Raw genomic sequence first — 24,871 nt, 5'->3', positions numbered from 1 at the left:
CCCTATGAGGCGGACGCCTTCCACAGCACCCGGTCCCCGTCCAGGATCACCAGCTCTCCGGTGGGGCGCAGCAGCAGGCGCGCGCCCGGGTGTCCGGTGGTGCCGCTCGACCAGGCCGGCTTGCCCTCGGCGGTGCGCAGGACCAGTTCGCCGTCCTGGGTGAAGACGGCGTCGTGGCCGGCGCCGCCCGCGTCGCTGTGCCACGTACGGCCGCCCTGGGCGTCGAGCAGGACGAGGTCCCCGGCGCTGTCGAGGGTCAGGCGGGCCTTGCCCGCGTCGAGGACGTCGCCGGTGCGCAGGACGGACCCGGCGTGGAACTCGATGGAGTCGTCGAGCTCTCCGGTGGTCAGGGCGCGCAGGACGGGGAGGGAGGGGCTGAAGGCGTAGACGGAGCCTTCCGTGCGCACGTAACGGCCGAAGTAGAGGGTGTTGGCCCGGCTGCCGTCCCCCGAGGGGGTTTCGAAGGCGCAGGCCGAGTCCGGACCGAGCACGGGGTCGGCGCCGGTGCGCGGGTTGCGGCCGGCCGGGAAGTCCTGCTCGTTCAGCCACTTGCGCGCGACGAGCTCGAACTGGCCGACCAGGTCGGCCTGGTGGCATACGAAGACCAGCCCGCGGGATGCCTCCGGGCCGTGGTCGGCGCCCAGTTCGGGGTGGTAGACGGGGCCGTACGGGATGCCGCGCCGCATCAGGCGGCGGCCGTCGAGCTCGGCCACGCCCAGCGGCGGGCGGCCCGGGGTGAGGACGAGGCCGTCGCGCGGGTTGCCCTTGCGGATGTGCGCGAAGAGCGGCATCCGCCAGCCGTGCGGGTCGGCGCTGTAGTCGAGGGTGGCGTCGGGGTCCACGCCGGGCTCGCGCGGCTGTTCGGCGGCGGGGCAGACGGCGACGGGCATCCCGCCCGGCCAGCGGCCCATGAGGCGGGCTCCCAGCCACTCGCGGCCGGCGTCGGCGGGTGCGGCGCCGGCCCGCTGGAGTTCCGCGAGCCGCAGGGAGACCTGCGTCCACCAGCCGGGCACGTCCTGCGCGAGGCGGCGTACGACCTGGAAGGATCCGCCGGTGGCCCATGCGGGCAGGGCGGTGGGGCGCCGGCCGACCCGTTCGGGCCCGACGATGAACTCGCCGGCGGGGATCAGCCGGGTGCCGGGCTTGCCCAGCACGGTGGTGCCGGTGGCCGGGTCGGGCTCGTCGAAGCCCCGTACGCCGGGCTGGCTGATGCAGTCGGCGAAGCCGAAGTGCTCGTGTCCGCGCAGTTCGCCGGGGAGGGTGGCGCCGTTCTGGCGGAAGAGGACCGCGGCGCCGGACTTGGTGGCGGCCTCGCGGTGTTCGGCGACGGCGGTGGCGAGGCGTTCGGGGTCGTCGGCGGCCAGGGTGAGGACGGCGTGGACCGCGCGCCCGGGCTCCTCCGCGCCGAACAGCCAGGACGGCGGGGCACTGGTGCCGGTGTCGCCGAGCTGCTGGGCGCGGACGGCGGCGCCCTGGGTGAAGGCCTCGGCGTTCGAGCCGGCCGGGGCGGCGGGGAAGGGTTCCCGGCCGGCGAGCAGGCGCAGCCCCGGGTGGGTGAGGCTGAGTCCGGTCCACAGGCAGGACATGGATTCCGGGTCGATGCCGCCCGCGCGCTCGCGGGCCCTGCTGAAGGCCTTGTTGAAGCGTGCCACGTCCTCGGTGGTGGAGATCGAGGGCAGCAGGCGCTTCAGCCACTGGCGGGCCTGGACGGCGTCGCGGAAGTGGAGGAAGAGCAGGGATACGTGGTCCTTGCGGAATCCGGCGAGGATGTCGCCCTGGCTGCGGCGGACGGTGCGCCGCGGGAGCCGGGCCGGGGCGGCGGCCGGCCCCGGAGGACCGGCGGCCGCGACGCCGGAGCCGTGCCCGCCGCGCTCCGACCCCCACCCGCCGCCTCCTGGCACTCCCCAACCCCCGGGCGAGGCCGGCCCCTGGCCGCCTCCGAACCGGTCCGGGTGCGGATCCCCTCGGCCGGGGTGGACACCTCGCCGGTGCTGCGGCTCGGGCTGGCCGCCGACGGCTCGGTGCAGGTGCCCTCCGTGGCGGACGGGGACAAGATCGGCTGGTACACCGGCGGCGTCACGCCCGGCGAGACCGGTCCGGCCGTGCTGATCGGCCACTTCGACACCGCGCGCGGCCCGGCCGTGCTGCGCGACGTGTCCCGCGTGCGCACCGGCGACGAGATCACGGTCACCCGGGCGGACGGCGCCGCCGCCGTCTTCCGGGTCCGCGAGCTGGAGCAGGTCGACAAGAGGCACTTCCCCACCGACAAGGTGTACGGGAACACCCCGCGCCCCGAGCTGCGCCTGATCACCTGCGGCGGCGAGATCAAGGACGGCCACCGGCCCGACAACATCATCCTGTATGCCGATCTCGTGGGCTGAGACGGCGTGAGGCAGAATCGGGCCATGAGCAGCGAGCAGCCCACTGACGAGCCGGCGTACGCAGACCACGTCTACCGCTCACCCATGGCCACGGTCACCGGCGTCCTGATGCTCGCGCTGATCGGGTGGCTCTGCGGGGACACGGTCGTGCGGGGCGGCGGGAACACTCCGTGGATCGCCCTCGCCGTCGCGCTGCTGCTCGCGCCGCTCGTCGTGGCGTTCACGATCCGGCCGGCCGTCTTCGCCAACGCCGACCGGCTGCGCGTGCGGAACCCGTTCCGGATCATCGAGCTCCCCTGGGCCGCCGTCGACTCCGTGCGCGCCACGTTCTCCGCCGAGGTGCTGGCCGAGGGCTCGAAGTACCAGCTGTGGTCGGTGCCCGTGTCCCTGCGGGAGCGCAAGCGGGCGAACCGGGCCCAGCAGGGCGGCCGGCCCAGCCGGCTCGGCGGGCTCATGGGGCGGAGCATGACCGCGCCCGGGGACGGCGGGACGCAGCCGGACGAGGTGCGGCGGGCCGCGGCGGACCGCACCGTGGACGAACTGCGCGAGATGCACGAGCGCGGGGCCTCGCGCTCCGGCGCCCAGGGCAGCGTGAAGGTGACCTGGTCGTACGAGATCATCGCGCCCGCCGTGATCGGCGCGCTGATCCTGATCGTGCTGCTCGCCACGGGCTGACCGGCGCTTTCCTCCGGAACCGCGGGCACCGCGCGGCGCGTCCCTTCAGGTGTGCACCGTCTCAAGGGCAGCGGCAACGCCGCTATTCACCCGCGGACCCGGCTCCTCGCCGCGGTCCTGCTGGCCGCTCACCTCCTGCTCGTCGGCTGGCTGATGCTGCGCCCGCTGGACGTGCCCTGGGCGGCCGCGCCCAATCTGACCCCGCTGGACGGGATCCGGGCCGACCTGTCGGCCGGGCCCCTGGAAGCGGCCCGGCGGATCGGCGGGGCGCTGGCCCTGCTGGCCCCGATCGGGGTCCTGCTGCCGCTGGTCAGCGGGCGAGTCGAGCTGTCGCCGCTGGCCGCGTGGTCCTCGCTGGCCCGGACGGCCGCCGCGGGCGCGCTGGTGTCGGTGGGCGTGGAGATGCTCCAGACCGTGGTGCCGGGGCAGGTGGTCGATGTCGACTCGGTGCTGCTGAACACCCTCGGCGTGGTGCTCGCACACGTGGCCGTCGTGCCGGCGCTGCGGGGCCGGCTGCGGCGGTCTCGGGCGGCTTCCGTCTCCGTGGCGGGCGCCGGGGCCGGTTCCCGGGCCGGTTCCCAGGGCGGCTCCAGGGGTGGCTCCCCGGCCGGTTCTCAGGGGGCTACCCCGAGAATTCCCAGGGTCGGGCTCGGCCCCTGGACCGACGTTCTCTCCTCGATTCAGCGGGAGTATTGAGGCATCGCGGGAAAGCCTCCCGCGAAAACGACTGAGGAGAGACCATGAGCGCCCTTGCCCGCCCCCGTGACGGACGATGGATCGGCGGAGTCTGTGCCGGTCTGGCGCGCCGATTCGGAATATCCGCGAACACGATGCGCACCATCTTCGTCGTCTCGTGCCTGCTCCCCGGCCCGCAGTTCCTGATCTACCTGGCGCTGTGGGTGCTCCTGCCGAATGACAAGACGAGCGCCTCCGGCTCCGCCGCCTGGTAGTCGGGGTCAGCGGGCGGCGCGGACCTTCTGGAGCTGCTTGTCCGTGACCTCGTGCGGGACCTGGGGGGTCTGCCGGCCGCCCGTGACGTTGAGGGCCATGAGGCGCACGACGGAGTCCCCCTGGCGTACGACGACGACGTGCACCTGTGCGGCGGCGCCCTCGGCGGAGGCGCTGGTGGTCCAGCTGACGCTCTCGTCGCCGTCGGTCTTGTAGTCGGCGGCCTTCACGTCGCGGTAGCTGCCGCTCTGCTTCTCGACGGTGGCGGTGAAGCCCGTGCCGCAGGCGGCGACGGCGTCCCTGAGCCGGCTGATCAGCGCCTTGGCGTCGGATTCGGCGTAGGAGCTGACGGAGGCGGAGATCGCGAGGCCCATCTGCTTCTGGGAGCCGACGCCGCGGTTGACCGTCTCGCGCGCGGCCGGGTCGGGCTTGTCGCCCATGATGTCGGCGAGCGGCTGACAGGCCTTGCGGTCGGACTGGGGCTGACCGTCGGGGGCGTTCGGGTTCTTGCCGTTCGCGGAGATCTGGTAGCCGGGCAGGTCGCCCTGTTCCAGGGCGGAGCGCTCCAGCCTGGTGCCGGCCCGCTTGGGCGCGGCGGAGGAGCCCGTGGCCCCGGTGGATCCCGCGGCTCCCGAAGAGTCGGCGGCCGCCGTGTGGCCGGGCGCGCTCGCGGAGCCCTTCTGGTCCGGGGACTTGCCGGGTGCGGGAGTGTGCGTACTGCTGCAGCCCACAGCCGCGAGCAGCAGGGCGGGGAGCAGTGCGGCCGTGGCCGTTGATGCCTTCATGTGCATGATCGAGACCTCATACCCCGTGCTTCGGTGGGCAGTTGGCGGTGATCCTGGCACATGCCGCGACGCGGCACACACCTGCTCGAAGAGGTGTGCACCGCGCGGGCGTGCGTGCGAATCGCGTACGGATCGCGTACGAATTCCTCGCGGGATCCGGAGCGGATCAGGCGCCGAGGCCGCTGGTCGGCAGACCGCCGAGCAGACCGGTCACCGTGCCGAGCGCGGCGGCCGGGTCCGTCGCCTGGGGGGCCTGCTGGCCGCCCTCGGGGCTCACGTGCTGCTGGCTGGTGAGGCCCTGGACGGTGCCCAGCGCCTCGCCGAGACCGACGGCGGGGACGGAGGCCGAGGCGGTCCCGCCGGCGACGGCGGCGAAGGCGGCACCGAGAGCGGCGACACCGAGGGTCTTGGCAGCTGACTGCTTCATGAAGGATCGTCCTTGCGACGGGGAAATGAGCGGCTCCGCAAACTAGTCACTTCAAACCCCCGCCCGCAAACATCATTAAATACGAGAAAGCGCCCGGGAATTGCTCCCCCCGGGCGCTCTCAGTACGTCATTCCATGGCCTACGCCATGACAGAACCGCTGGTCGAAGCGGTCTGCTGGAACAGCCACTCCGACTTCAGCTCCGCATAACCGGGCTTGATGACCTCATTGATCATGGCCAGTCGTTCATCGAAAGGAATGAACGCGGACTTCATCGCATTGACGGTGAACCACTGCATGTCATCCAGCGAGTAGCCGAAGGCGTCGACCAGGTGCTCGAACTCGCGGCTCATGCTGGTGCCGCTCATCAAGCGGTTGTCGGTGTTCACCGTGAGCCTGAAGTGCAGCTTTCGCAGCAGCCCGATCGGGTGCTCGGCATACGAGGCGGCCGCGGCCGTCTGCAGGTTGGACGTCGGGCACATCTCCAGGGGGATGCGCTTGTCCCGGACGTAAGAGGCCAGGCGCCCCAGCGTCACGGAGCCGTCCTCGGCCACCTCGATGTCATCGATGATCTTCACGCCGTGACCGAGGCGGTCGGCGCCGCACCACTGCAGCGCCTGCCAGATCGACGGCAGGCCGAAGGCCTCGCCCGCGTGGATGGTGAAGTGGTTGTTCTCGCGCTTGAGGTACTCGAAGGCGTCGAGGTGGCGGGTGGGAGGGAACCCGGCCTCGGCGCCGGCGATGTCGAAGCCGACCACGCCGTTGTCGCGGTAGCGGTTGGCCAGCTCCGCGATCTCCAGCGCGCGGGCGGCGTGCCGCATCGCGGTCAGCAGCGCGCCGACACGGATGCGGTTGCCGTTGGTCCGCGCGCGGCGCTCGCCCTCGCGGAAGCCCTCGTTGACCGCCTCGACGACCTCTTCGAGGGTCAGGCCGGCTTCGAGGTGCTGCTCGGGCGCGTAGCGGATCTCCGCGTACACGACGCCGTCCTCGGCCAGGTCCTGGGCACACTCGGAGGCCACCCGGAAGAGGGCCTCCTTCGTCTGCATGACGGCGCAGGTGTGCGCGAACGTCTCCAGGTAGCGCGGGAGGGAGCCGGAGTCCGCGGCTTCCCGGAACCAGGTGCCGAGCTTGTCGGCCTCGGTCTCGGGAAGGTTCTCGTAGCCGACCTTGTGGGCCAGCTCGATGATGGTCCCGGGGCGCAGTCCACCGTCGAGGTGGTCGTGCAGGAGCACCTTCGGGGAGCGGCGGATCTGATCCGGGGTGGGCAGGTTGGGGGTCTCGCTCGTCATCTGCGCACTCTAGCTCCTACGCGCGTAGAGCAGTGAGACGGTGCCCGGAGGCGATATGTAACAGTGACCGCGCGGACGGGTGGCGTACACCTCGGCGTCTGAGACTGTTCCGTCATGGCACAGCATGCGCCGTCGGCGCGCGGGGCCCGTCTCGGGCGGGCGGCCGGCGCGACCGGCCCGGTCTCTACGGTCAGTGGTGTGGTGCTCCTGCTTCCCGGGGCGTCCAGACTGTCCCCCGGTCCGGTACGTCCGCTCGCGCGGGCGCTGGCCCGCGCGGGGATGGCGGAAGGCCTGGTCGCGCACCAGGTCGTGCACGGCGGGGGCAGCCGCGAGGAGGACGCCGCCTGGGCGGCGGACGAGGTGGTCCGCCGGTACGGAGACGTGCCGGTGTGCCTGGCCGGATACGACGCGGGAGGCCGGGCGGCGCTCGCCGCCGCGGGCCACGAAGCCGTCAACTCCGTGCTGGCGCTGGCCCCTTCGCTCCCGAGCCAGTCCGCGACCGACTCCCCCGAACCGGTGAAGCAGTTGTCGGGGCGCCAGGTGCTGATCGTGCACGGCACCAACGACGCGCGCAGCGACCCGGAGCTGTCGTTCCGGCTGGCGACCCGGGCGAAGAAGGCCAACCGCACGACGTGCCGCTTCGAGGTGCACTCCGACGGGCACGGGCTGCGCGAGCACCAGGCGGAGGTCGTCGCGCTGTCCGTGGACTTCGTCCTGGGCTCCGTGTTCTCCGGCCGCTACTCCCGCCCGGTCACCGATGCGCTGGCGGCTCCGCCGCCGCTGGGCCTGCGGATGCCCCTGGCCTCCGGCTACGGGCGCTTGCTGCGCAGGTAGGCCGTTCCTCTCGGATCCCGCCGGCCGGCCCACGACAGGCCCGCGGCGGGCTCGCGACAGGCTGGGGTCTGGTGGTCGCGCGGCGCGTCCGCACCGGCCGGTCCGTCCCCTCACGGTCGGATGGCGCGATCGGCTCCGGCGCGACCACCAGAGGCACGCACCCGCGTACGGGCGCGACGCCGTGACGGCGAAGCGCGGACCCAATGACGCCCGCGCCCTCCCCCGAGAACGCCGTGGTACCACTGTGCCGGTTCGGCATATATTCACGATGATCCAGGGGCATCGTCTTGACGCCTTGCGGGAACACGAGGGGTTTACGAATCGGTATAGGCCGGGACGAATATGCACATGCCAGCAGATGAAGCGGAGCAGTTGAGCCCCGTCGCCCTGCGCCTGTACGGGTACGCGGCCGAGCGGCACGCCTTCACCGAAGCGGAAGCCTCCCTCGCCCTCGGCGAACCCGCCGCGGCGGCCGTCGCCGAGCTCGCGGCGGCCCACCTGCTCCAGCCGCGCCCCGAGACCTGCCGCAACGGCACCGTGCGCGAGCGGCGCTGGAGCGCGGTCTCCCCGCGGGCCGCCACCGCCCGCACCCTGGCCCCCCTCACCCTGCGGATGCGCGAGACCCACGACGAGATGGACCGGCTGCGCGCCCGTCTGGAGTCGCTGATCCCGCGGTACGAGGCCGGCAGCACCCAGCGCGACCGGGACGGGGTGGACGGCCTGGAGCTGGTCACCGACCAGGCGGCGCTGCAGAACCTGATCCGCGAGCTCGTCGGTTCGGCCGAGCGCGAGGTGCTCACCTGCCACCCCGGCGGCGGCCGCTCCCCGGAGATCCTGGAGCAGGCGGTCGGCCGGGACGAGGCGATGCTGGCCCGGGGCGTCGGGCTGCGCACCATCTACCAGCACACCGCCCGCTACTCCCGGCCCACGGCCGCCTACGTCGAGCGCGTCGCCGCGCTCGGCTCGCAGGTCCGTACGGTCGGCGACGGGCTGATGCGGATGATCCTGGTCGACCAGCGCACCGGCCTGCTGGAGGTCCGCGACGACGACAAGGCCGCCCTGCTGGTGCGCGAGCCGAACGTCGTGCACTTCATGGTGCAGACCTTCGAGCGTTCCTGGGCCCAGGCGGAGCCCTTCGCCACCACCGTCGGCCCGGACCAGGCCCGCTCGATCTCCGAGGAGCTCCGCCAGACCATCGTCCGGCTCCTCGCGGAGGGGCTGGAGGACAAGGCCATCGCGCGGCGGCTCGGCATGTCCGAGCGGACCTGCCAGCGCCACATCGCGGAGGTGATGCGCGCGGTGGGCGCCAAGTCCCGCTTCCAGGCGGGGTTCCTGCTGTCGGCGGCGGCCGGTGCGGACAGGGCTGCCGACAGGGCTGCCGACCTGGCCGCAGACCTGGCCGCCGGCGGACCGCTCACGCCTCCGGCCGAGGCTCCAGGGGCTCCGCCAGCTCCGGGATCAGCCGACCCCGACGGGACAGCAGGAACCGCTTGAACTCCGCCACCGGCGGCGTGTCCGGATGCCCGTCCCGCCAGGCCACCCCGATCTCGCGGACGGCGCGCGGGGCGGTGACCGTCAGCTCGACCACCCCGGGCCTGGCCACGGCGGGCGGCGGCAGCAGCGCGACGCCGAGCCCGGCCGCGACGAGCCCGCGCAGGGTCTCCGCCTCCTCCCCCTCGAAGGCGACCCGGGGCGTGAACCCGGCCTCGGCGCACAGGTCGTCGGTGATCCGGCGCAGGCCGTAGCCCGGCTCCAGGGTGACGAAGGTTTCCTCGGCGGCCTCCGCGAGCCGGATCCGCTTGCGGGTGGCGAGGCGGTGGTCGTCGGGGACCACCAGGCGCAGCCGCTGCTCGTCCAGCCGGCGGGCCACCAGGTCGGGGGCGTCGGGCAGCGGCGAGGTCAGGCAGAGGTCGAGCTCGCCGGCCCGCAGCTTCTCCAGCATGGCCTCGCCGTAGTTCTGGACCAGGGAGAACCGCACGCCCGGATGGTCGGCCCGGAAGGCCCGGATCAGGCCGGGCACGGTCTCGGAGCCCAGGGTGTGCAGGAACCCGAAGGCGACCTTCCCGAAGGCCGGGTCCGCGTCCTGCTGGAGGGAGCCGGCCGCGCGGGCGATCTCGGCCAGCGAGCGCTCCGCGGAGGCGAGGAAGGAGCGGCCGGCCGTGGTCAGCGCGACCGTACGGCCCTTGCGCGCGAACAGCGTGACGCCCAGGTCCTGTTCGAGCCGGACCATGGCCCGCGACAGGGTGGACTGGGGGACGCCCAGCTCATGGGCGGCGCGGGTGACGTGCTCGTGCCGGGCGACGGCCGCGAAGTACGCGAGGCGCGGGGCCAGCGCATGTGTCACAGCCATGTCTTCTTCGTAACGACTCATCGATATGCGCCTATCCGACCTGCGGTGATGCGGGGATGGATTGATTATCGCGAATTTGTGCATTGGACGCATGAAACGGGCCGCTCTACGGTCGGAGACATGCCTCCCGCTCATACCGGGGCACCCGCCACCGCGGGTGCCTCCACCCCGTCGTCTCCCGCAGCGCCCGTCCAGGGCCCCGCCACCGCGGCGGCGCCCGCCGCCGAGGCGCACGAGCCCGGCCGCCCCGGCTACCGCCGCCTCAGCCTCGCGCTCTTCGCCGCCGGACTGGCCACGTTCGCCCTCCTCTACTCCACCCAGGCGCTGCTGCCCGCGATCTCCGCGGACTTCGGCGTGACGGCGGGTCAGGCCAGCTGGACGGTCTCCGCGGCCACCGGCGCGCTCGCGCTCTTCGTCCTGCCGCTCAGCGCGCTCTCGGAGCGCTTCGGCCGGACCCGGATGATGACCTGCTCGATGGCGGTCGCGGTCGGCGTCGGCCTGCTCGTGCCGTTCGCGCCGAACCTGGAGTGGCTGATCGCGCTGCGCGCCGTCCAGGGCGCGGCGATCGCCGGCATCCCGGCCTCCGCGATGGCGTACCTGGCGGAAGAGGTCAAGCCGAAGGCACTGGTCGCCGCGATCGGCCTGTTCGTGGCGGGCAACTCCATCGGCGGCATGAGCGGCCGCCTCGTCACCGGCTGGGCGGCGCAGGCGTGGGGCTGGCGCGGCGGGGTGCTGACCGTCGGCCTGATGTCGCTGGCCTGCGCGGCGGCCTTCCTGGCCCTCCTCCCCCGGGCCCGGTTCTTCCGGCCGGCCTCACTGAACCCGCGCGCGGTGGGGCGTACCGTCGCCGGCCATCTGCGCGACCCGCTGCTGCTGCGGCTGTACGGGATCGGCGCGCTGTTCATGACCGTGTTCGGGGCGGTGTACACCGTCATCGGCTACCGGCTGGTGGACGAGCCGTTCTCCCTCGGACAGGGCGTCATCGGCTCGATCTTCCTGGTCTACCTGGTCGGTACGGCCTCCTCGGCGGCCGCCGGTCAGCTGGTGGCCCGCACGGGCCGGCGCGGAGCGCTCTACCTGGCGGTGACCACGACCGCGCTGGGCCTGTTCCTGTCCCTCGCGGACTCCCTCACCGCGATCCTGCTGGGGCTGGTCCTGATCACGGCGGGCTTCTTCGCGGGCCACGCCGTGGCCTCGGCCGCGGTGAGCCGCACCGCGAAGACGGGCCGCGCGCAGGCCTCGGCGCTCTACCAGTCGGCGTACTACGTCGGCTCCAGCGCCGGCGGCACGCTCGGCGCCCTCGCCTACCACTCGGCGGGCTGGGCGGCCACGGTCACCATCGCGCTGCTCGCGGTCGCCGGCGTCGTCTCGATCACCCTGTACGGGTCGCACGCGGCCCGCGCGGCCCACGCGGCGGCGCTGCCCGCCCGCTGACGGCCTGACGCGATGGCGCACCGGCGCCCTGCCGTACCGACGGACCCGGGTGGCATGATCGCCGGTCATGCCCCTAGTCAACTTTCATCTGGTCCTCGGTGACACGGTCAGCATGATCTGTCCGGCCCGCGTCGTGGAGGACCGCCCCGACGGCCTGCTGCTGTGGATAGCCCCGGGCTCGCCGGTCTGGCGCGCCGAGCTCCCGCCCGGCGCCCACCTGCGGGACCTGCCGCCGGGCGGCTCGTACCCGCTGCGGGCGAGCCGGTGGCGGCGCGGGGGCGCGCTGATCCTCCAGCCGGCCGGGGCCGGGCACGCGGTGTGGTGGACCTTCACCGAGGAGCAGGAGTTCCGGGGCTGGTACGTCAACCTCGAGTCCCGTGCCCGGTCCGGTGCGGATGTCCGCGTGATCGACCAGGAGCTGGACATCACGGTCACCCCGGACCGGGTGTGGCGGTGGAAGGACGAGGAGTCCTTCGCCGCGAAGACGGGGCACCCGGTGTACTGGACCGCGGCCGAGGCCGCCGGGATACGCGCGGAGGGCGAGCGCGTGGCGGCGCTCGTCGAAGCGGCCGCCTTCCCCTTCGACGGCACGTGGTGCGATTTCCGCCCGCCGGCGTCGTGGACGGTGCCGACCCTTCCGGCGCTGCCGCTGGGCGAGGTCACCGTTCCCTCGGGGGTGCTCGTCCTGGGCAAGGCGGGCTGGATCGACTACCGGCGGGACGGGGACGGGCCCTGGTCCGAGCAGGCCTTCGCCGCGGCGGCAGCGGGCGGCGGCCACGTCCACGACGGCGAGGCCGCCGCGCCCGCGACGTGGGGGTACGAGGCGATGGCCGTCCCGGCCGCCACCGACCGGCCGCTCCCGGTCCGGGCGTGGACCGCGCCCTCCCCGTTCGACGGCGAGCCGGTGATCTCGGTCCTCGAGGTCGCGCTCGGCCTCCCTTGGGACCACGCAGCCCACGGCCCCGGCCCGGTCCCCCTCGGCGACCTCCCGGTCGACCGCTGCGGCATGGTCCTGGGCGACGCCCGGGCGCTGGACGCGTTCGAGGGCCGGGGCGGAGAGTGGCGCGCAGACCGGGCGGACCACCCGCTGCGGGCCGGGGTCGTCGAGGTCGGGGGGTGCCGGGTGCTCGGGCTCGGGTGGGACGGTGGGGACCACTCCATGCGGCACCGGGGGGAGCGGGCGTACGGGCAGGTGTACCCGGTGTCGCTGGAGGAGCGCGCGGGTGAGAGCGTGCTGCGGTGGACCATCCCGGCGTACGGAGCGCCGGGCGACGGGGAAGACGAGGACTGACGTGCCGTTCCTGCCCTACGCCTACCGGGTGACCAAGTACGACCCCGCCGACCGGGCGCCCGACGGGACCTACCGGGGGTCGGAGGACACCGACAGCGACCACGGGCCGGTCGAGGCCGCGTACCTGGAGGCCGTCGCGGCCTTCGCCGACGAGAGCGGGATCGAGGCGCTCACCGTGCGGGAACCGCGGGTCCCCGGCGGGTCCGGGTCCGCTCACTTCGGGCGGGAGCCGGCGGTGGAGGGGTACGGGCTGACCAGGCTGTTCCCGGGCGGCCCGGCCGGTTTCCACGACGGGGCGCGGGTGACGGTACCGGTCGCGCTCGAGCTCCTGCGCGGCATGCTCCGCGGCGACGGCCCCTACTGCCGACTGGAGGGGGCGGAGGGGGCGCGCGAGGTCTTCGCCGTGGAGGTCGGGTGGGACCTGTACGTCTACGTCGGCTCCCACACGTCCTGCGAGGGGGCCGTGGCCCGCACCTGGGAGCTCGGGATCTTCGCGGAGCCGATCGAGGTCTCGCCGTACGAACCCGAGTTCGACGGCCCGTACGAGCTGCGGCCCGCCGACGAGGGGTTCTGGGAGCAGGTCCGGGCGAGCGCGGCCCGCGGCGAGGCGGGACTGATCGAGGAGCAGCACGCCTGGACGCGCTGGCACCGGATCGGCAGCGGCAGGTCGCTCGACGCCGTGCGGGCCGGGCTCGCGCCGCGCGCGCTCCTGCACGTCTGGCCGGGGCTGTCGGCCGACACCGCCGGGCTGCTCGCGGGGCTCCCCGGGGAGTTCAGCCTCGAGTGCGTGTGGGAGGACGCGGACGGCCGGATCTCGAGCGCTCACGTCGACGAGGAGGACCGCGCGGAGCTGGCGCAGGTGCTCGCCGGGGCCCGGGCCGCGGCACTGCTGCCGGTCTACGCCGACGAGCACCACCCCCTGGTCACCGCCGTGCTCCCCGACGCGGACGGGGTGGTGCGGGCCCGGTGGGCACGCTAGGGCGACGTTTCGCCACCGCGTGCCGGGCTGCGGTTGTCAGAGGCCTCGGGTAGTTTCCGAAGCATCCACAACCAGTAGGGGGATCAAGGGACATGACGGAGACCACCGACCTCGGACCCGGGCTGGACGCCGCGCTGGACCGGTACCGCGTCGAACTCACCGGCTACTGCTACCGGATGCTCGGCTCCGCCTTCGACGCCGAGGACGCGGTGCAGGACACGTACATCCGTGCCTGGCGCAGCTTCGCCACGTTCGAAGGGCGCTCCTCCCTGCGCTCGTGGCTGTACCGGATCGCCACGAACGTCTGCCTGGACCTGCTGACCGCGGGGAACAAGCGGGCCCGCCCGATGGATTTGAGCGCCCCGCAGCACCAGGCCTCCGCCCAGCTCAACGAGCGGCCCGAGGTGACCTGGCTGGAGCCGGTCCCGGACGGCCGGGTGCTGCCGCAGACCGCCGACCCGGCGGAGATGGCGCTGGCCAAGGAGTCCGTACGCCTCGCCTTCGTCGCGGCGCTCCAGCACCTGCCGGCCAAACAGCGCGCGGTGCTGATCCTGCGCGAGGTGCTGGCCTGGAAGGCGGACGAGGTCGCGACGCTGCTGGACACCACCGTCGCGTCGGTCAACAGCGCCCTGCAACGGGCCCGGGCGACGCTCGCCGCCACCCGCATGCGCGAGAGCGAGGCCGCGGACCCACTGGACAGCGACCAGGCGAAGCTGCTGGAGCAGTACCTCTCCGCCTTCGAGGCGTATGACATCACCCGCCTGACCGCCCTCCTGCACGAGGACGCGGTGCTGTCGATGCCGCCGTTCGACCTGTGGCTCCAGGGCCACGCGGACATCGCGGCCTGGCACCTGAACCAGGGCATCGGCTGCAAGGGCTCACGCCTGGTCCCGACCACGGCGAACGGCATGCCGGCCTTCGGCCAGTACCGGCCCCGCGAGGACGGGCGGCCGGGCTGGACCCCGTGGGCGCTCCAGGTGCTGGAGGTGTCAGACGGGAAGATCGTCGGGCTCAACGCCTTCCTCGACACCGCCCGGTGGTTCCCGCTCTTCGGGCTCCCCGAGCAGCTCGACGAGTCCTACGAGGTCCAGTAGGGCGCGCAGCGCGGGGCCGGCCCCGATGACCCGGAAGGGCCGGCCCCCTGCGGCGAGCCGGAGCCTGGCCAGGGCCTCGACGGCGGCGAGGCCGGGGGCGGTGACGGCCCCAGCGTCGCACTCCACGGCCGTGGCCCCGTCCTCGTACAGGCGGGCCAGGCGGGCGCACAGCCGCGCGGTGTCGTGTCCGGCCGGGCCGGGTCCGGGCAGTACGAGCCGTCTGATCGTCACGTGGGGGTGACTCCCCCACCTGCCGGAACTCATCGGCGGGCGCACGGAACGGCCGGATGAAGCCTGCCCACCGGGCCACCTGTGCCGGCTGGAGCACCGGCGCGGGCCCGGGCACGGCGAAGCCCTCCCCCTCATGGAGCCGGGGAAGGGCTCGGCCTCGGTCCTGCGCGGTGTTACGCGATGCGGTCCAGGACGATCGGGGTCGCCGAGAAGGCCGTGCCGGCCGCGGCGATGTCGAAGGTGCCGTCCAGCGCCGCGAGGGCGTAGTCGAACTTCTCCGGGGTGTCCGTGTGCAGGGTCATCAGGGGCTGGCCCGCCGTGACCGTGTCGCCCGGCTTCGCGTGCATCTCGATGCCCGCGCCCGCCTGGACCGGGTCCTCCTTGCGGGCGCGGCCCGCGCCCAGGCGCCAGGCGCCGACGCCGACGCCGTACGCGTCGAGGCGCGTGAGCACGCCCGACGCGGGGGCGGTGACCACGTGCTGCTCGCGGGCCACGGGCAGGGCCGCGTCCGGGTCGCCGCCCTGGGCCGCGATCATCCGGCGCCACACGTCCATCGCGGAGCCGTCGGCCAGCGCCTTCGCCGGGTCGGCGTCCTTGATGCCCGCCGCGTCCAGCATCTCGCGGGCCAGGGCCAGGGTCAGCTCGACCACGTCCGAGGGGCCGCCGCCGGCCAGCACCTCGACCGATTCGCGGATCTCCAGCGCGTTGCCGGCGGTGAGGCCGAGCGGGGTGGACATGTCGGTGAGCAGGGCGACCGTCTTGACGCCCGAGTCGGTGCCCAGGCCCACCATGGTCCGGGCCAGCTCGCGGGCGTCCTCGATGTTCTTCATGAAGGCGCCGGTGCCGACCTTCACGTCCAGGACGAGCGAGCCCGTGCCCTCGGCGATCTTCTTCGACATGATCGAGGAGGCGATCAGCGGGATGGCCTCGACGGTGCCGGTCACGTCGCGCAGCGCGTAGAGCTTCTTGTCCGCCGGGGCCAGGCCGTCGCCGGCCGCGCAGATGACGGCGCCGGTGGTCTCCAGGACGTGCAGCATCTCCTCGTTGGAGAGCAGCGCGCGCCAGCCGGGGATGGACTCCAGCTTGTCCAGGGTGCCGCCGGTGTGGCCGAGGCCGCGGCCGGAGAGCTGGGGCACGGCCGCGCCGCAGGCGGCGACGAGCGGGGCCAGCGGCAGGGTGATCTTGTCGCCGACGCCGCCCGTGGAGTGCTTGTCCGCGGTCGGGCGGGAGAGGGAGTCGAAGTTCATCCGCTCGCCGCTCGCGATCATCGCGGCGGTCCAGCGGGCGATCTCGGTGCGGTTCATGCCGTTGAGCAGGATGGCCATCGCCAGCGCCGACATCTGCTCGTCGGCGACCACACCGCGCGTGTACGCGTCGATGACCCAGTCGATCTGCTCGGGGCTCAGTTCACCGCGGTCCCGCTTGGTGCGGATGACGGAGATGACGTCCATGGAAGTGCTTCCTTCTACGCGCATAGAGACAGGAGAGGGGTTACCGGTGACCGGTGGTGGAAGGACGGCGGCCCCCCGCCCGGCAGGGGCGGAGGGCCGTCGGTACGGCTATCTCAGATGGTCGGGCCCGAAGGCCTGCGGCAGCATCGCGGAGAGCGGCAGGACGCCCTCGGGCGTCTCCACCTGGAGCTCGGCGCCGCCGAACTCGAACAGCAGCTGGCGGCAGCGCCCGCACGGGACGAGGATCTCGCCCTTGCCGTCCACGCACGTGAAGTGCGTCAGCCGGCCGCCGCCCGTGGCCTGGAGGGAGGAGACCAGGCCGCATTCGGCGCACAGGCCGAGCCCGTAGCTGGCGTTCTCCACGTTGCAGCCGACGACGGTGCGCCCGTCGTCGACCAGCGCCGCGACGCCGACCGGGAAGCCCGAGTACGGGGCGTACGCCCGGGACATGGCCTCCCGGGCGGCCTCGCGCAGGGACTCCCAGTCGGGAGCGGTGCTCACTTGCCCTGGCCCTTGCGGTACGGCATGCCGTCCGCCTTCGGCATCCGCAGGCGCTGCGCGGACAGCGCGAGCACCAGCAGCGTGGTCAGGTACGGGGCGGCGTCGACGAACTGGCTGGGCACCGCGTCGGTCAGCGCGTACCAGACGAACAGCAGCACGGCGAAGGCCGCGGAGATGCCGGCCTGGACGTACTTCTTCTTGTACAGCTGCCAGGCCACGACCAGCACGAGGAGGATCGCGAGGAGCAGCAGCATCGCGTGGACGTTCTCCGCGCCGCCGCGCAGCTTGAGGCTGTCGGTGAAGCCGAACAGGCCGGCGCCCAGCGCCATGCCGCCCGGCATCCAGTTGCCGAAGATCATCGCGGCGAGGCCGATGTAGCCGCGGCCGCCGGTCTGGCCCTCCTGGTAGATCGGGCTGGCCACGATCGACAGGAACACGCCGCCCAGGCCCGCGAGGGCGCCCGAGACGATGACGGCGATGTACTTGTACTTGTAGACGTTGACGCCGAGCGATTCGGCGGCGACGGGGTTCTCGCCGCAGGAGCGCAGCCGCAGGCCGAAGGTGGTGCGCCACAGCACCCACCAGGTGCCGGGGATCAGCAGCAGCGCGACGACGGTCAGCAGCGACAGGCCGGTGACCAGCCCGCCGATGACGCCGGCGAGGTCCGAGATGAAGAACCAGTGCTTGCCCTGGAGGGTCGACATCCAGTCCGACAGCCCTGGCACCGTGATCTTGTAGATCGGCTCGACGCGCGGGGACTGCTTGGAGGAACCGCCCGCGGCGTCCGCGAAGGTGAAGTTCGACAGGTACTGGGTGAAGCCCAGCGCCAGGATGTTGATGGCCACACCGGAGACGATGTGGTTGACGTTGAAGGTGACCGTGATGATCGCGTGCAGCAGGCCGCCGATGGCGCCGCCGATCAGACCGGCCATGACGCCGGTCCACGGGCCCCACTGGTAGCCGGCCCAGGCACCGAACCAGGTGCCGAGGATCATCATGCCTTCGAGGCCGATGTTGACGACGCCCGCGCGCTCGGCCCACAGGCCGCCGAGTCCGGCGAGGCCGATCGGCACGGCGAGGGAGAGCGCCCCGGAGACCTGGCCGACCGAGGTCAGGTCGTTCGCGCCGCTGATCACGCGGACCAGCGAGATCAGCGCGAGGCCGCCCGCGATGATCAGCATCATCCACGGGAGGGTGAGCTTCTTGCGGCCGCCCGGCTTCTTGGGGGCGGCGCTCGTCGCGGAAACGGTGCTGGTGCTCACGCCGCGACCTCCTTGTCGGTCTTGATGGCGCCGCCGGCGGCGAGTTCCTCGCCGACCTTCTGCTGCTGGCGTCGGATCCCGTAACGGCGGACGAGCTCGTAGGAGACGACGACCGCGATCACGATCAGACCCTTCATGATCGTGCCGATCTCCTTCGCGTACCCGGCCGTGTCGAGCGAGGCCGAGGCCTTGTCGATGAAGGCCATCAGGAACGCGGCGAAGAAGATGCCGACCGGGCTGTTGCGTCCGAGCAGCGCGATGGTGATGCCGGTGAAGCCGATGCCGGCCGGGAAGGACAGGTTGTACGTGTGGGTCTCGCCCAGCAGCTGCGGCATGCCGGCGAGGCCGGCGACCGCGCCGGAGATGAGCATCGAGGTGATGATCATCTTCTTGGCGTCCACGCCGGAGGCCTGGGCGGCGGACTCGCTGGCGCCGGTGGCGCGCAGGTCGAAGCCGAAGCGGGTCCGGTTCAGTCCGAACCAGTAGACGATGCCCAGGGCGAAGGCGACGAAGGTGAAGCCGTAGATCTCCAGGCCGTCGCCGATCGGGAGCGCCGGGAACCAGCCGGACGAGGCGATGTCGCCCGTGGTCAGGTCGTTCGAGCCCGCGGGCTGGACGCCGAGGTTCTTCGGCAGGATCAGATAGGCGATCAGGCTGGTCGCGATGGCGTTCAGCATGATCGTGGAGACGACCTCGCTGACTCCGCGCTTGGCCTTCAGGACACCCGCGATACCGGCCCAGAAGGCACCGGTCAGCATGGCGACGACCACGATCAGCAGGATGTGCAGCGGCCCGGGCAGGGATACGGCGGTGCCGACCACGGCCGAGATCATCGCGGCGAGCCGGTACTGGCCGTCGACGCCGATGTTGAAGAGGTTCATCCGGAAGCCGATGGCCACGGCCAGGGCCGCCAGGTAGTAGGTGCCCGCCTGGTTCACGATCAGGATCTGGATGTCCTGGAAACCGGCGTTCTCCACCATCAGGCGCAGCGGTTCGATCGGGTTGATGCCCGTCGCGCCCAGCACGGCCATGGTCAGCACGAAGGCGGTGACCAGCGCGAGCGCGGGCCCGGCGAAGCCGAGGAGCAGCCGGTCCTTGTCGAGTTTCTTCATCGGGCCTCGTCCTCCGGGGAGTCGGTACGGGTTTCCGTGCCGGCGGCGGAGTGGTTGTCGGTGGCTTCCAGGTGCCCGGAGGCGGCGCCCGTCATGGCGGTGCCGAGCTCCTCCGGGGTGACGGTCGCGGGGTCCGCGTCGGCGACCAGGCGGCCGCGGTAGATGACGCGCAGGGTGTCGGACAGGCCGATGAGCTCGTCCAGGTCGGCCGAGATCAGCAGGACGGCCAGGCCCTCGCGGCGGGCCTCGCGGATCGCGTCCCAGATCTGCGCCTGCGCGCCGACGTCCACGCCGCGCGTGGGGTGGGCCGCGATGAGGAACTTCGGGTTGTGGCTCATCTCGCGGCCGACGATCAGCTTCTGCTGGTTGCCGCCGGAGAGCGAGGCCGCGGTGACCTCGATGCCGGGCGTGCGGACGTCGTACTCGCGCACGATCCGCTCGGTGTCCTTGCGGGCGGCCTTCGGGTCGAGGATGCCGCGCTTGGAGTTGGGGGCCTCGGTGACGTGGCCGAGGATGCGGTTCTCCCAGAGGGAGGACTCCAGCAGCAGTCCGTGGCGGTGGCGGTCCTCGGGGATGTAGCCGATGCCGCCCTCGCGCCGCTTGCGGACCGGGGCCTTGGTGATGTCCTTGCCGTCGAGGGTGATGGCGCCCGCGTCGGGGGTCATCATGCCCATGAGGGCCTCGATGAGCTCGGTCTGGCCGTTGCCCTCGACGCCCGCGATGCCGAGGATCTCGCCCTTGTGGATCGTGAAGCTGATCCCGTCGAGCAGGAGGCGGCCGGCGGCCGCGCTCTCGCGCACGTTGGCGTCCGGCAGCCCCGGCGTGCGCGCGGTGTCCTCCGTGGCCACGGGCGCGCCGCCCTCGGCGATCGTCAGGGACTCGACCTGGAGCATCGGGGTGGTGGTCACCGTGGACTCGCGGGTCTCGGGCGACGGGAGCTCGGAGCCGACCATCAGCTCGGCGAGCTGCTTGGTCGTGGTGGTGCGCGGGTCGGCGGTGCCGACCGTGGTGCCGCGCCGGATGACGGTGATGTCGTCGGCGACCTTCAGGACCTCGCCCAGCTTGTGCGAGATGAAGATGACGGTCAGGCCCTCGGACTTGAGCTCGCGCAGGTTGTCGAAGAGGGCGTCCACCTCCTGCGGCACGAGCACGGCGGTCGGCTCGTCGAGGATGAGGATCTTGGCGCCGCGGTAGAGGACCTTGAGGATCTCCACGCGCTGCCGGTCGGCGACGCCGAGGTCCTCGACCAGCGCGTCGGGGCGCACGCCGAGGCCGTACGCGTCCGAGATCTCCTTGATCTTCTTGCGGGCCTTCGCGCCGATGCCGTAGAGCTTCTCGCCGCCGAGAACCACGTTCTCCAGGACGGTGAGGTTGTCGGCCAGCATGAAGTGCTGGTGCACCATGCCGATGCCGCGGGCGATGGCGTCGCCGGGGCTGGTGAAGGAGACCTGCTCCCCGTCGATGGCGATGGTCCCCTCGTCCGGCTTCTGCATGCCGTAGAGGATCTTCATCAGAGTCGACTTGCCGGCGCCGTTCTCACCGACGAGGGCGTGGACCGTGCCCTTGCGGACGGTGATCGCGATGTCCTTGTTGGCGACGACGCCGGGGAAGCGCTTGGTGATGCCGTGCAGTTCTACGGCGGGGGGCGGGCTGGACGCGTTGATGACGCACTCTCCTTGGCGCGGAAGGAGCTGAAGGCAGGGAGGGGACAGGGCGGGGGGAGAAAGTATCGCGTCCACGATGCTTCTACGCGCGTAGCACTGTCGAAAGTGAAAACTTGCGGCCAACCGGCCACAAGATCACATGAAACCACGTGACACGGGCCGGGGCCCGGGAGCGATGGTGACCGCTTCCCGGACCCCGGGTGCACGCTAACCGCATGTCAGACGCTGCCTTACGGCGCGGTCTTGACCTCGATCTTCTTGGCGATGATGTCGGCCTTGGCCTTCTCCACCGCGGCGATGACGTCGGTCATCTTCTTGTACTCGGGGTTGGAGTCGGCCAGGCCGACGCCGTCCTTGTCGAGGCCGTAGCGGACCTCGCCGACCTGCGGCTTGCCGTCCTTGACCGACTTGATCAGGTTGAAGACGGACTGCGAGACCTGCTTGGTGACCGAGGTCAGGATGTGGTCCTTGTACTTCGCCAGACCGGCCTGGCTGTACTGGTCCGAGTCGACGCCGATGGCCCACTTGCCCTTGGCGGCGGTGGCCTCGATGGCACCGGAACCGGCCAGACCGGCGGCCGCGTAGACCACGTCGGCGCCCTTGTCGAGCTGGCCCTCGGCCGCGGCCTTGCCCAGGTCGGGCTTGGCGAAGCCGTCGAAGTTCGGCGGCTGGGTCAGGTACTGGGTGAGCACCTTGGCGTTCGGGTTGGTGTCCTTGACGCCCTGGACGAAGCCCGCCTCGAACTTCTTGATCAGCGGAACCTCGACACCGCCGATGAAGCCGACCGTGCCGGTCTTGGACACCTTGGCGGCGGCGACGCCGGCCAGGTAGGAGCCCTGCTCCTCGTTGAAGACCAGGTTGGCGACGTTCGGCGCGGTCACCGAGGTGTCGTCGATGATGCCGAAGGTGGTCTTCGGGAACTTCTCGGAGACCTTCTTGATGGCCGGCGCGTAGGCGAAACCGACGCCGATGACCGGGTTGTTGCCCTTGCGGGCCAGCTCGGTGAGGCGCTGGACCTTGTCGGCCTCGCCCTCACCGTCGGTGGGCTCCGCCTCGGCGCCCTTGATCTGCAGGTCCTTCTCGGCCTGCTGCAGACCCGCGTAGGCGGCATCGTTGAACGACTGGTCGCCGCGGCCACCGATGTCGTACGCGATGGCGGCGCTGGGCTCCTTCGAAGAGGAATCCGAGGACGACTTTCCGCCACAGGCGGTGGCCGAGAGGGCCAGCGCGGAGGCTGCGATGCCCACGGTGGCGATCCTGGTGATCCGGCGCAAGGGGAGGCTCCTTCAAAACCTGACCGAAGCGCCACGGCCGGCGCTGGTTTCGCGGCGATCGTAACGCGCGTAGATGTCAGTTAAAGGCCCGTTCATGAGTCGTTATCGGATCGTCGTGAACCAGACAGTGACCGGCCGGTAACTCGCGACGCGTCCAGCCCTTGCGTACCAAGGGCTGGACGTACCCGCCGGATCATCCGCCGATGCGGTAGGGATTCCTACCCCGCGGACCCGGCCGGCCCCGCGGACCTGGCGCGCCGCCCTTCGAACGGCGCGCCGTCGAGCAGGGCCGCGGCCGTGAAGAACTCCACGCCGACCCCGATCGCGGCCTCGTCCACATCGAAGTCGCCCCGGTGCAGATCGCGCTTGGCCGTGTCGCCGGGGGTACGGACACCCAGGCGCGCCATGGCTCCGGGCACGTGCTCCAGGTACCAGGAGAAGTCCTCCCCGCCCAGGCTCTGCTCGGTGTCCTCGACCGAGTCGGAGCCGCGCCGGGCGCCCATCGCCTCGCGCAGCAGTTCGGTGACCACCGGATCGTTGACGACCGGGGGGACCCCGCGGACGTAGGTGATCTCCGATTTGGCGCGGTGCATCGAGGCGATCTCGTCGATGACGGCGTGGATCTGGTCCGGGGCCTCGTGCCAGGAGGCCAGGTCCAGGCACCGAACGGTTCCGGACAGCTCCGCGTGCATCGGGATGACGTTGCAGGCGTGCCCGGCCTCGATCCGGCCCCAGGTGACCGACATGCCCGAGCGGGCGTCCATCCGCCGGGCCAGCACGGCCGGCAGGTCGAGGGCGAGCCGGGCGGCGGCCGTCACCAGGTCGGTGGTCAGGTGCGGGCGGGCGGTGTGCCCGCCCGGGCCCTCGAGGGTGACCTCCAGGCGGTCGCAGGCCGAGGTGATGGGCCCGCTGCGCAGGCCGATCCGGCCCGCGTCGACCCGCGGGTCGCAGTGCACCGCGACGATCTTGCCCACGCCGTCCAGCACCGCGGAGTCGATGGCCTCGGTGGCGCCGCCCGGCAGCACCTCCTCGGCGGGCTGGAAGAGCAGCCGCACCGGGCGGGGCAGCAGCCCCTGGCGGTCGAGCTCGGCGAGGACCAGGCCGGCACCGAGGACGACGGCGGTGTGCACGTCGTGGCCGCAGGCGTGGGCGCGGTCCGGGACGGTCGAGCGGTACGAGACGTGCGTCTTGGCGTCCGGGATGGGCAGGGCGTCGATGTCCGCGCGCAGGGCCAGCATGGGGCGCACGCCGTCCCAGGTCCCCACGTCACAGATGAGTCCGGTGCCCGACTTCAGCACCTTCGGGCGCAGGCCCGCTTTCTCCAGCCGGGCCTTGATCGCCGCCGTCGTGCGGAACTCCTGGTGTCCTAGCTCGGGATGCATGTGCAAGTCCCGGCGGAAGGCGATCAGTTCGGCACGCAGGTGGTCCGGAAGCTTGCCGGGCAGCTCGGGCCGGTCGGGCGCGGCGGGCTGGGCGGTCTGGGACTCGCGGGACATCAACTGGTTCACCCGTTTAAGGGTAGGCCCACCCATGGCTCAACTGGCCGGAGATCACCAAAAGTTCATGCCGTTAGGGGAAAGAAACCCGGCCTCTGGACGCATGACCGGATGAGCCCGGGGGTAAACTCGCGCGCTCATCCGGCCGCAGGAGCCGCCTGAGCAGGAAGTCTGTGCGCGTCACGGGCGGTGTCGGTGACCCCGGCGAGGAAACCGCGGGCCCGGTCCGAGGCGGACGGCGTGAGCCAGCCCGGATCCACATCGCATACGGCCACCCTGACGCCCGTGCCGATCAGGGCGTACGGCAGCGTGTGGACGACCGTGGACGGGAAGCTGACGATCGTGCGGCCGACCGGGCCGCGCCGGGCGATCAGCTCCAGCGGCAGGTCCGGACGGACGATTTCCAGCCCGGTGGCCTCGCTCAGGGCGCGCAGCTTCTCCGGGGACTCCCGCCGGTGCGCGAAGTAGCGGGTGGCGCCGTGCTCCAGGGCCAGGGCGCGCACCGCGTCCAGATAGCGGTCCGGGTCGACCACGCCCGTCTCCACCAGCGAGGTCCCGACCAGGTCGGTGCCCTTGGTCAGGCGGGGCGGGCCGAAGCGGGCCCGGGTCCAGGCGAAGTCGTTGAGCCGGACGGTCATCGTGCCGTGCGCGGTGACCGGCATCGAGGTGAACACCTCGACGCGGCGGCCGGTCGCGGGGCCCGGGGTGAACCGGCGCCGGGCGGTCGCCGAGACCGGCGCGTACGCCAGCTCGCGCAGCCGGCCCGGCAGTCCGCCGCCGCCGGCCCGGTGCCAGCGCACGAGGCGCTCGCCGCGGGCCGTCTGGGCGACGAACTCCATGGTGGCGGTGCCGTCGTCCACGACGACGAGCTCCTCGGCCCGGACGAGAGTGAGCAGGAGCTGTACGTAGCGGGAGAACGGATCCCCTATGACCACCCGCCGGGCCGACCGCACGTCACGGGCGAGCGCGGCGAGCGCCTTGAGCGGTGCGAGCCGGCCGCCGCGCGCCTCCTGCCACCGGACCTCGTGGCCCTCGTCCCGGGCCAGGCCCGCCATCCGGCGCAGTTGGCCCCGGGACATGGGGTCGGTGGGCGGGAGCACGACGATCCGCAGGGCGGAGGGCTCCGCCGCGACCGCCGCCGGACCGGTGCCGCCGCCGCGGGCGGGCTGGCGCGGAACGGTTCCGAGGAGCCGGCCCCCGCCTTGGGCGTACGACCACTCCAGGACGTTGAGGAGCTGGACCGGGCTCTCCACGAAAGCCAGGGTCGGGGGCGGGGGGGGGGCCGGGTCAACGGGACCGCGCCGCCGCGCTCCTCGACCCGAGCTGGGGCGACGACCACATCAGGCCCGCCCTCTAGGGATGCCGTCGCGTCGGCTCCTGCCGTCCGCCCGCTG

The 24,871-nt window shown here is 72.5% G+C and carries 23 protein-coding genes and 1 pseudogene; 10 read left to right on the top strand and 14 right to left on the bottom strand.

Features of this window, described 5'->3' with window-relative positions; all coding sequences use genetic code 11:
• Nucleotides 1-2: 2 nt before the first annotated feature.
• Nucleotides 3-1,901: a peroxidase gene (locus DRB89_RS21320; protein ID WP_112463879.1), complete on the bottom strand. Its 1,899-nt coding sequence runs from the start codon at nucleotides 1,899-1,901 to the stop codon at nucleotides 3-5.
• 27 nt (nucleotides 1,902-1,928) lie between these two features.
• On the opposite strand from DRB89_RS21320, the pseudogene DRB89_RS21315 reads away from it, so the two are divergent.
• The 4 genes and pseudogenes from DRB89_RS21315 to DRB89_RS21300 all read left to right on the top strand — a co-directional run.
• A pseudogene (locus tag DRB89_RS21315) lies at nucleotides 1,929-2,381 on the top strand (class F sortase); the annotation flags it as partial.
• 24 nt (nucleotides 2,382-2,405) lie between these two features.
• The gene (locus DRB89_RS21310; protein ID WP_112449702.1) at nucleotides 2,406-3,056 is read left to right on the top strand and encodes a PH domain-containing protein; all 651 of its coding nucleotides are present in this window, start codon (nucleotides 2,406-2,408) and stop codon (nucleotides 3,054-3,056) included.
• An 84-nt stretch (nucleotides 3,057-3,140) separates the two neighbouring features.
• Nucleotides 3,141-3,752 (top strand): VanZ family protein, encoded by a 612-nt coding sequence (locus tag DRB89_RS21305; protein WP_275432081.1) that lies wholly within the window; start codon nucleotides 3,141-3,143, stop codon nucleotides 3,750-3,752.
• 44 nt (nucleotides 3,753-3,796) lie between these two features.
• Entirely contained in the window at nucleotides 3,797-4,006 is a 210-nt protein-coding gene (locus DRB89_RS21300; protein WP_112449704.1) for a PspC domain-containing protein, read from the top strand.
• 6 nt (nucleotides 4,007-4,012) lie between these two features.
• Here the strand turns inward: DRB89_RS21300 and DRB89_RS21295 are convergent, their stop codons facing one another.
• The 3 genes from DRB89_RS21295 to DRB89_RS21285 form a co-directional block, all read right to left on the bottom strand.
• On the bottom strand, nucleotides 4,013-4,789 hold the full coding sequence (locus DRB89_RS21295; protein ID WP_239516270.1) for a hypothetical protein: 777 nt from the start codon (nucleotides 4,787-4,789) through the stop codon (nucleotides 4,013-4,015).
• 166 nt (nucleotides 4,790-4,955) lie between these two features.
• The gene (locus tag DRB89_RS21290) at nucleotides 4,956-5,216 is read right to left on the bottom strand and encodes a hypothetical protein (protein WP_112449706.1); all 261 of its coding nucleotides are present in this window, start codon (nucleotides 5,214-5,216) and stop codon (nucleotides 4,956-4,958) included.
• A 139-nt stretch (nucleotides 5,217-5,355) separates the two neighbouring features.
• Nucleotides 5,356-6,504: an adenosine deaminase gene (locus tag DRB89_RS21285; RefSeq protein WP_112449707.1), complete on the bottom strand. Its 1,149-nt coding sequence runs from the start codon at nucleotides 6,502-6,504 to the stop codon at nucleotides 5,356-5,358.
• A 114-nt stretch (nucleotides 6,505-6,618) separates the two neighbouring features.
• Between DRB89_RS21285 and DRB89_RS21280 the strand changes: the two genes are divergently transcribed.
• Nucleotides 6,619-7,338, top strand: coding sequence for an alpha/beta hydrolase (locus tag DRB89_RS21280; protein WP_112449708.1), 720 nt, complete (start codon nucleotides 6,619-6,621; stop codon nucleotides 7,336-7,338).
• Nucleotides 7,339-7,686: 348 nt separating this feature from the next.
• Nucleotides 7,687-8,832 carry a helix-turn-helix transcriptional regulator gene (locus tag DRB89_RS21275; protein ID WP_239516269.1) on the top strand — a complete coding sequence of 382 codons (1,146 nt, stop codon included), beginning with the start codon at nucleotides 7,687-7,689 and terminating at the stop codon, nucleotides 8,830-8,832.
• On the opposite strand, the gene DRB89_RS21270 is transcribed toward DRB89_RS21275, so the two are convergent.
• On the bottom strand, nucleotides 8,753-9,709 hold the full coding sequence (locus tag DRB89_RS21270) for a LysR family transcriptional regulator (protein WP_112449709.1): 957 nt from the start codon (nucleotides 9,707-9,709) through the stop codon (nucleotides 8,753-8,755). The genes DRB89_RS21275 and DRB89_RS21270 overlap by 80 nt on opposite strands.
• Before the next feature lie 99 nt (nucleotides 9,710-9,808).
• On the opposite strand from DRB89_RS21270, the gene DRB89_RS21265 reads away from it, so the two are divergent.
• The 4 genes from DRB89_RS21265 to DRB89_RS21250 all read left to right on the top strand — a co-directional run bounded on the left by DRB89_RS21265 (nucleotide 9,809) and on the right by DRB89_RS21250 (nucleotide 14,486).
• Complete coding sequence (locus DRB89_RS21265; RefSeq protein WP_112449710.1) at nucleotides 9,809-11,122, top strand: MFS transporter; 1,314 nt, start codon at nucleotides 9,809-9,811, stop codon at nucleotides 11,120-11,122.
• 67 nt (nucleotides 11,123-11,189) lie between these two features.
• Complete coding sequence (locus DRB89_RS44725; protein WP_239516268.1) at nucleotides 11,190-12,413, top strand: DUF402 domain-containing protein; 1,224 nt, start codon at nucleotides 11,190-11,192, stop codon at nucleotides 12,411-12,413.
• 1 nt (nucleotide 12,414) lies between these two features.
• On the top strand, nucleotides 12,415-13,392 hold the full coding sequence (locus DRB89_RS21255; RefSeq protein WP_239516267.1) for an RNA-binding protein: 978 nt from the start codon (nucleotides 12,415-12,417) through the stop codon (nucleotides 13,390-13,392).
• A gap of 92 nt (nucleotides 13,393-13,484) precedes the next feature.
• Nucleotides 13,485-14,486, top strand: a complete 1,002-nt coding sequence (locus tag DRB89_RS21250; RefSeq protein WP_112449711.1) for a sigma-70 family RNA polymerase sigma factor — start codon at nucleotides 13,485-13,487, stop codon at nucleotides 14,484-14,486.
• Here DRB89_RS21250 and DRB89_RS21245 read toward each other — a convergent pair.
• The 9 genes from DRB89_RS21245 to DRB89_RS21205 form a co-directional block, all read right to left on the bottom strand.
• A complete protein-coding gene (locus DRB89_RS21245) occupies nucleotides 14,382-14,717 on the bottom strand; it encodes an STAS domain-containing protein (protein ID WP_239516266.1) in 336 nt (111 codons plus the stop codon). The genes DRB89_RS21250 and DRB89_RS21245 overlap by 105 nt on opposite strands.
• 173 nt (nucleotides 14,718-14,890) lie before the next feature.
• On the bottom strand, nucleotides 14,891-16,168 hold the full coding sequence (locus DRB89_RS21240; RefSeq protein ID WP_112449712.1) for a thymidine phosphorylase: 1,278 nt from the start codon (nucleotides 16,166-16,168) through the stop codon (nucleotides 14,891-14,893).
• 108 nt (nucleotides 16,169-16,276) lie between these two features.
• Nucleotides 16,277-16,669, bottom strand: coding sequence for a cytidine deaminase (locus DRB89_RS21235; protein ID WP_112449713.1), 393 nt, complete (start codon nucleotides 16,667-16,669; stop codon nucleotides 16,277-16,279).
• A complete protein-coding gene (locus DRB89_RS21230; protein WP_112449714.1) occupies nucleotides 16,666-17,931 on the bottom strand; it encodes an ABC transporter permease in 1,266 nt (421 codons plus the stop codon). Before DRB89_RS21230 ends, DRB89_RS21235 begins: the two co-directional genes overlap by 4 nt.
• Complete coding sequence (locus DRB89_RS21225) at nucleotides 17,928-19,043, bottom strand: ABC transporter permease (RefSeq protein WP_112449715.1); 1,116 nt, start codon at nucleotides 19,041-19,043, stop codon at nucleotides 17,928-17,930. Before DRB89_RS21225 ends, DRB89_RS21230 begins: the two co-directional genes overlap by 4 nt.
• The gene (locus tag DRB89_RS21220; RefSeq protein ID WP_239516824.1) at nucleotides 19,040-20,707 is read right to left on the bottom strand and encodes an ABC transporter ATP-binding protein; all 1,668 of its coding nucleotides are present in this window, start codon (nucleotides 20,705-20,707) and stop codon (nucleotides 19,040-19,042) included. The genes DRB89_RS21225 and DRB89_RS21220 overlap by 4 nt, the downstream gene beginning before the upstream one ends.
• 230 nt (nucleotides 20,708-20,937) lie before the next feature.
• Nucleotides 20,938-21,981 (bottom strand): BMP family ABC transporter substrate-binding protein, encoded by a 1,044-nt coding sequence (locus DRB89_RS21215; protein WP_112449717.1) that lies wholly within the window; start codon nucleotides 21,979-21,981, stop codon nucleotides 20,938-20,940.
• A 218-nt stretch (nucleotides 21,982-22,199) separates the two neighbouring features.
• Nucleotides 22,200-23,477 (bottom strand): amidohydrolase, encoded by a 1,278-nt coding sequence (locus DRB89_RS21210; RefSeq protein WP_112449718.1) that lies wholly within the window; start codon nucleotides 23,475-23,477, stop codon nucleotides 22,200-22,202.
• Between the two features lie 137 nt (nucleotides 23,478-23,614).
• A complete protein-coding gene (locus tag DRB89_RS21205) occupies nucleotides 23,615-24,739 on the bottom strand; it encodes a hypothetical protein (RefSeq protein WP_112463383.1) in 1,125 nt (374 codons plus the stop codon).
• Nucleotides 24,740-24,871: the final 132 nt, after the last annotated feature.

The sequence above is a fragment of the Streptomyces sp. ICC4 genome (genome assembly GCF_003287915.1).
GTDB classification, from domain to species: Bacteria; Actinomycetota; Actinomycetes; order Streptomycetales; family Streptomycetaceae; genus Streptomyces; species Streptomyces tritrimontium.
Note: the sequence above shows the minus strand (reverse complement) of the source record. Positions and strands in the feature narration are given on the sequence as shown.

Excerpts from the sequence above, each read along its gene's own strand:
- DRB89_RS21310 (WP_112449702.1), top strand. The coding sequence starts at position 2,406 with ATGAGCAGCGAGCAGCCCACTGACGAGCCGGCGTACGCAGACCACGTC.
- DRB89_RS21300 (WP_112449704.1), top strand. The coding sequence starts at position 3,797 with ATGAGCGCCCTTGCCCGCCCCCGTGACGGACGATGGATCGGCGGAGTC.
- DRB89_RS21295 (WP_239516270.1), bottom strand. The coding sequence starts at position 4,789 with ATGAAGGCATCAACGGCCACGGCCGCACTGCTCCCCGCCCTGCTGCTC.
- DRB89_RS21290 (WP_112449706.1), bottom strand. The coding sequence starts at position 5,216 with ATGAAGCAGTCAGCTGCCAAGACCCTCGGTGTCGCCGCTCTCGGTGCC.
- DRB89_RS21285 (WP_112449707.1), bottom strand. The coding sequence starts at position 6,504 with ATGACGAGCGAGACCCCCAACCTGCCCACCCCGGATCAGATCCGCCGC.
- DRB89_RS21280 (WP_112449708.1), top strand. The coding sequence starts at position 6,619 with ATGGCACAGCATGCGCCGTCGGCGCGCGGGGCCCGTCTCGGGCGGGCG.
- DRB89_RS21275 (WP_239516269.1), top strand. The coding sequence starts at position 7,687 with ATGCCAGCAGATGAAGCGGAGCAGTTGAGCCCCGTCGCCCTGCGCCTG.
- DRB89_RS21270 (WP_112449709.1), bottom strand. The coding sequence starts at position 9,709 with ATGAGTCGTTACGAAGAAGACATGGCTGTGACACATGCGCTGGCCCCG.
- DRB89_RS21265 (WP_112449710.1), top strand. The coding sequence starts at position 9,809 with ATGCCTCCCGCTCATACCGGGGCACCCGCCACCGCGGGTGCCTCCACC.
- DRB89_RS44725 (WP_239516268.1), top strand. The coding sequence starts at position 11,190 with ATGCCCCTAGTCAACTTTCATCTGGTCCTCGGTGACACGGTCAGCATG.
- DRB89_RS21250 (WP_112449711.1), top strand. The coding sequence starts at position 13,485 with ATGACGGAGACCACCGACCTCGGACCCGGGCTGGACGCCGCGCTGGAC.
- DRB89_RS21240 (WP_112449712.1), bottom strand. The coding sequence starts at position 16,168 with ATGGACGTCATCTCCGTCATCCGCACCAAGCGGGACCGCGGTGAACTG.
- DRB89_RS21225 (WP_112449715.1), bottom strand. The coding sequence starts at position 19,043 with ATGAAGAAACTCGACAAGGACCGGCTGCTCCTCGGCTTCGCCGGGCCC.
- DRB89_RS21210 (WP_112449718.1), bottom strand. The coding sequence starts at position 23,477 with ATGTCCCGCGAGTCCCAGACCGCCCAGCCCGCCGCGCCCGACCGGCCC.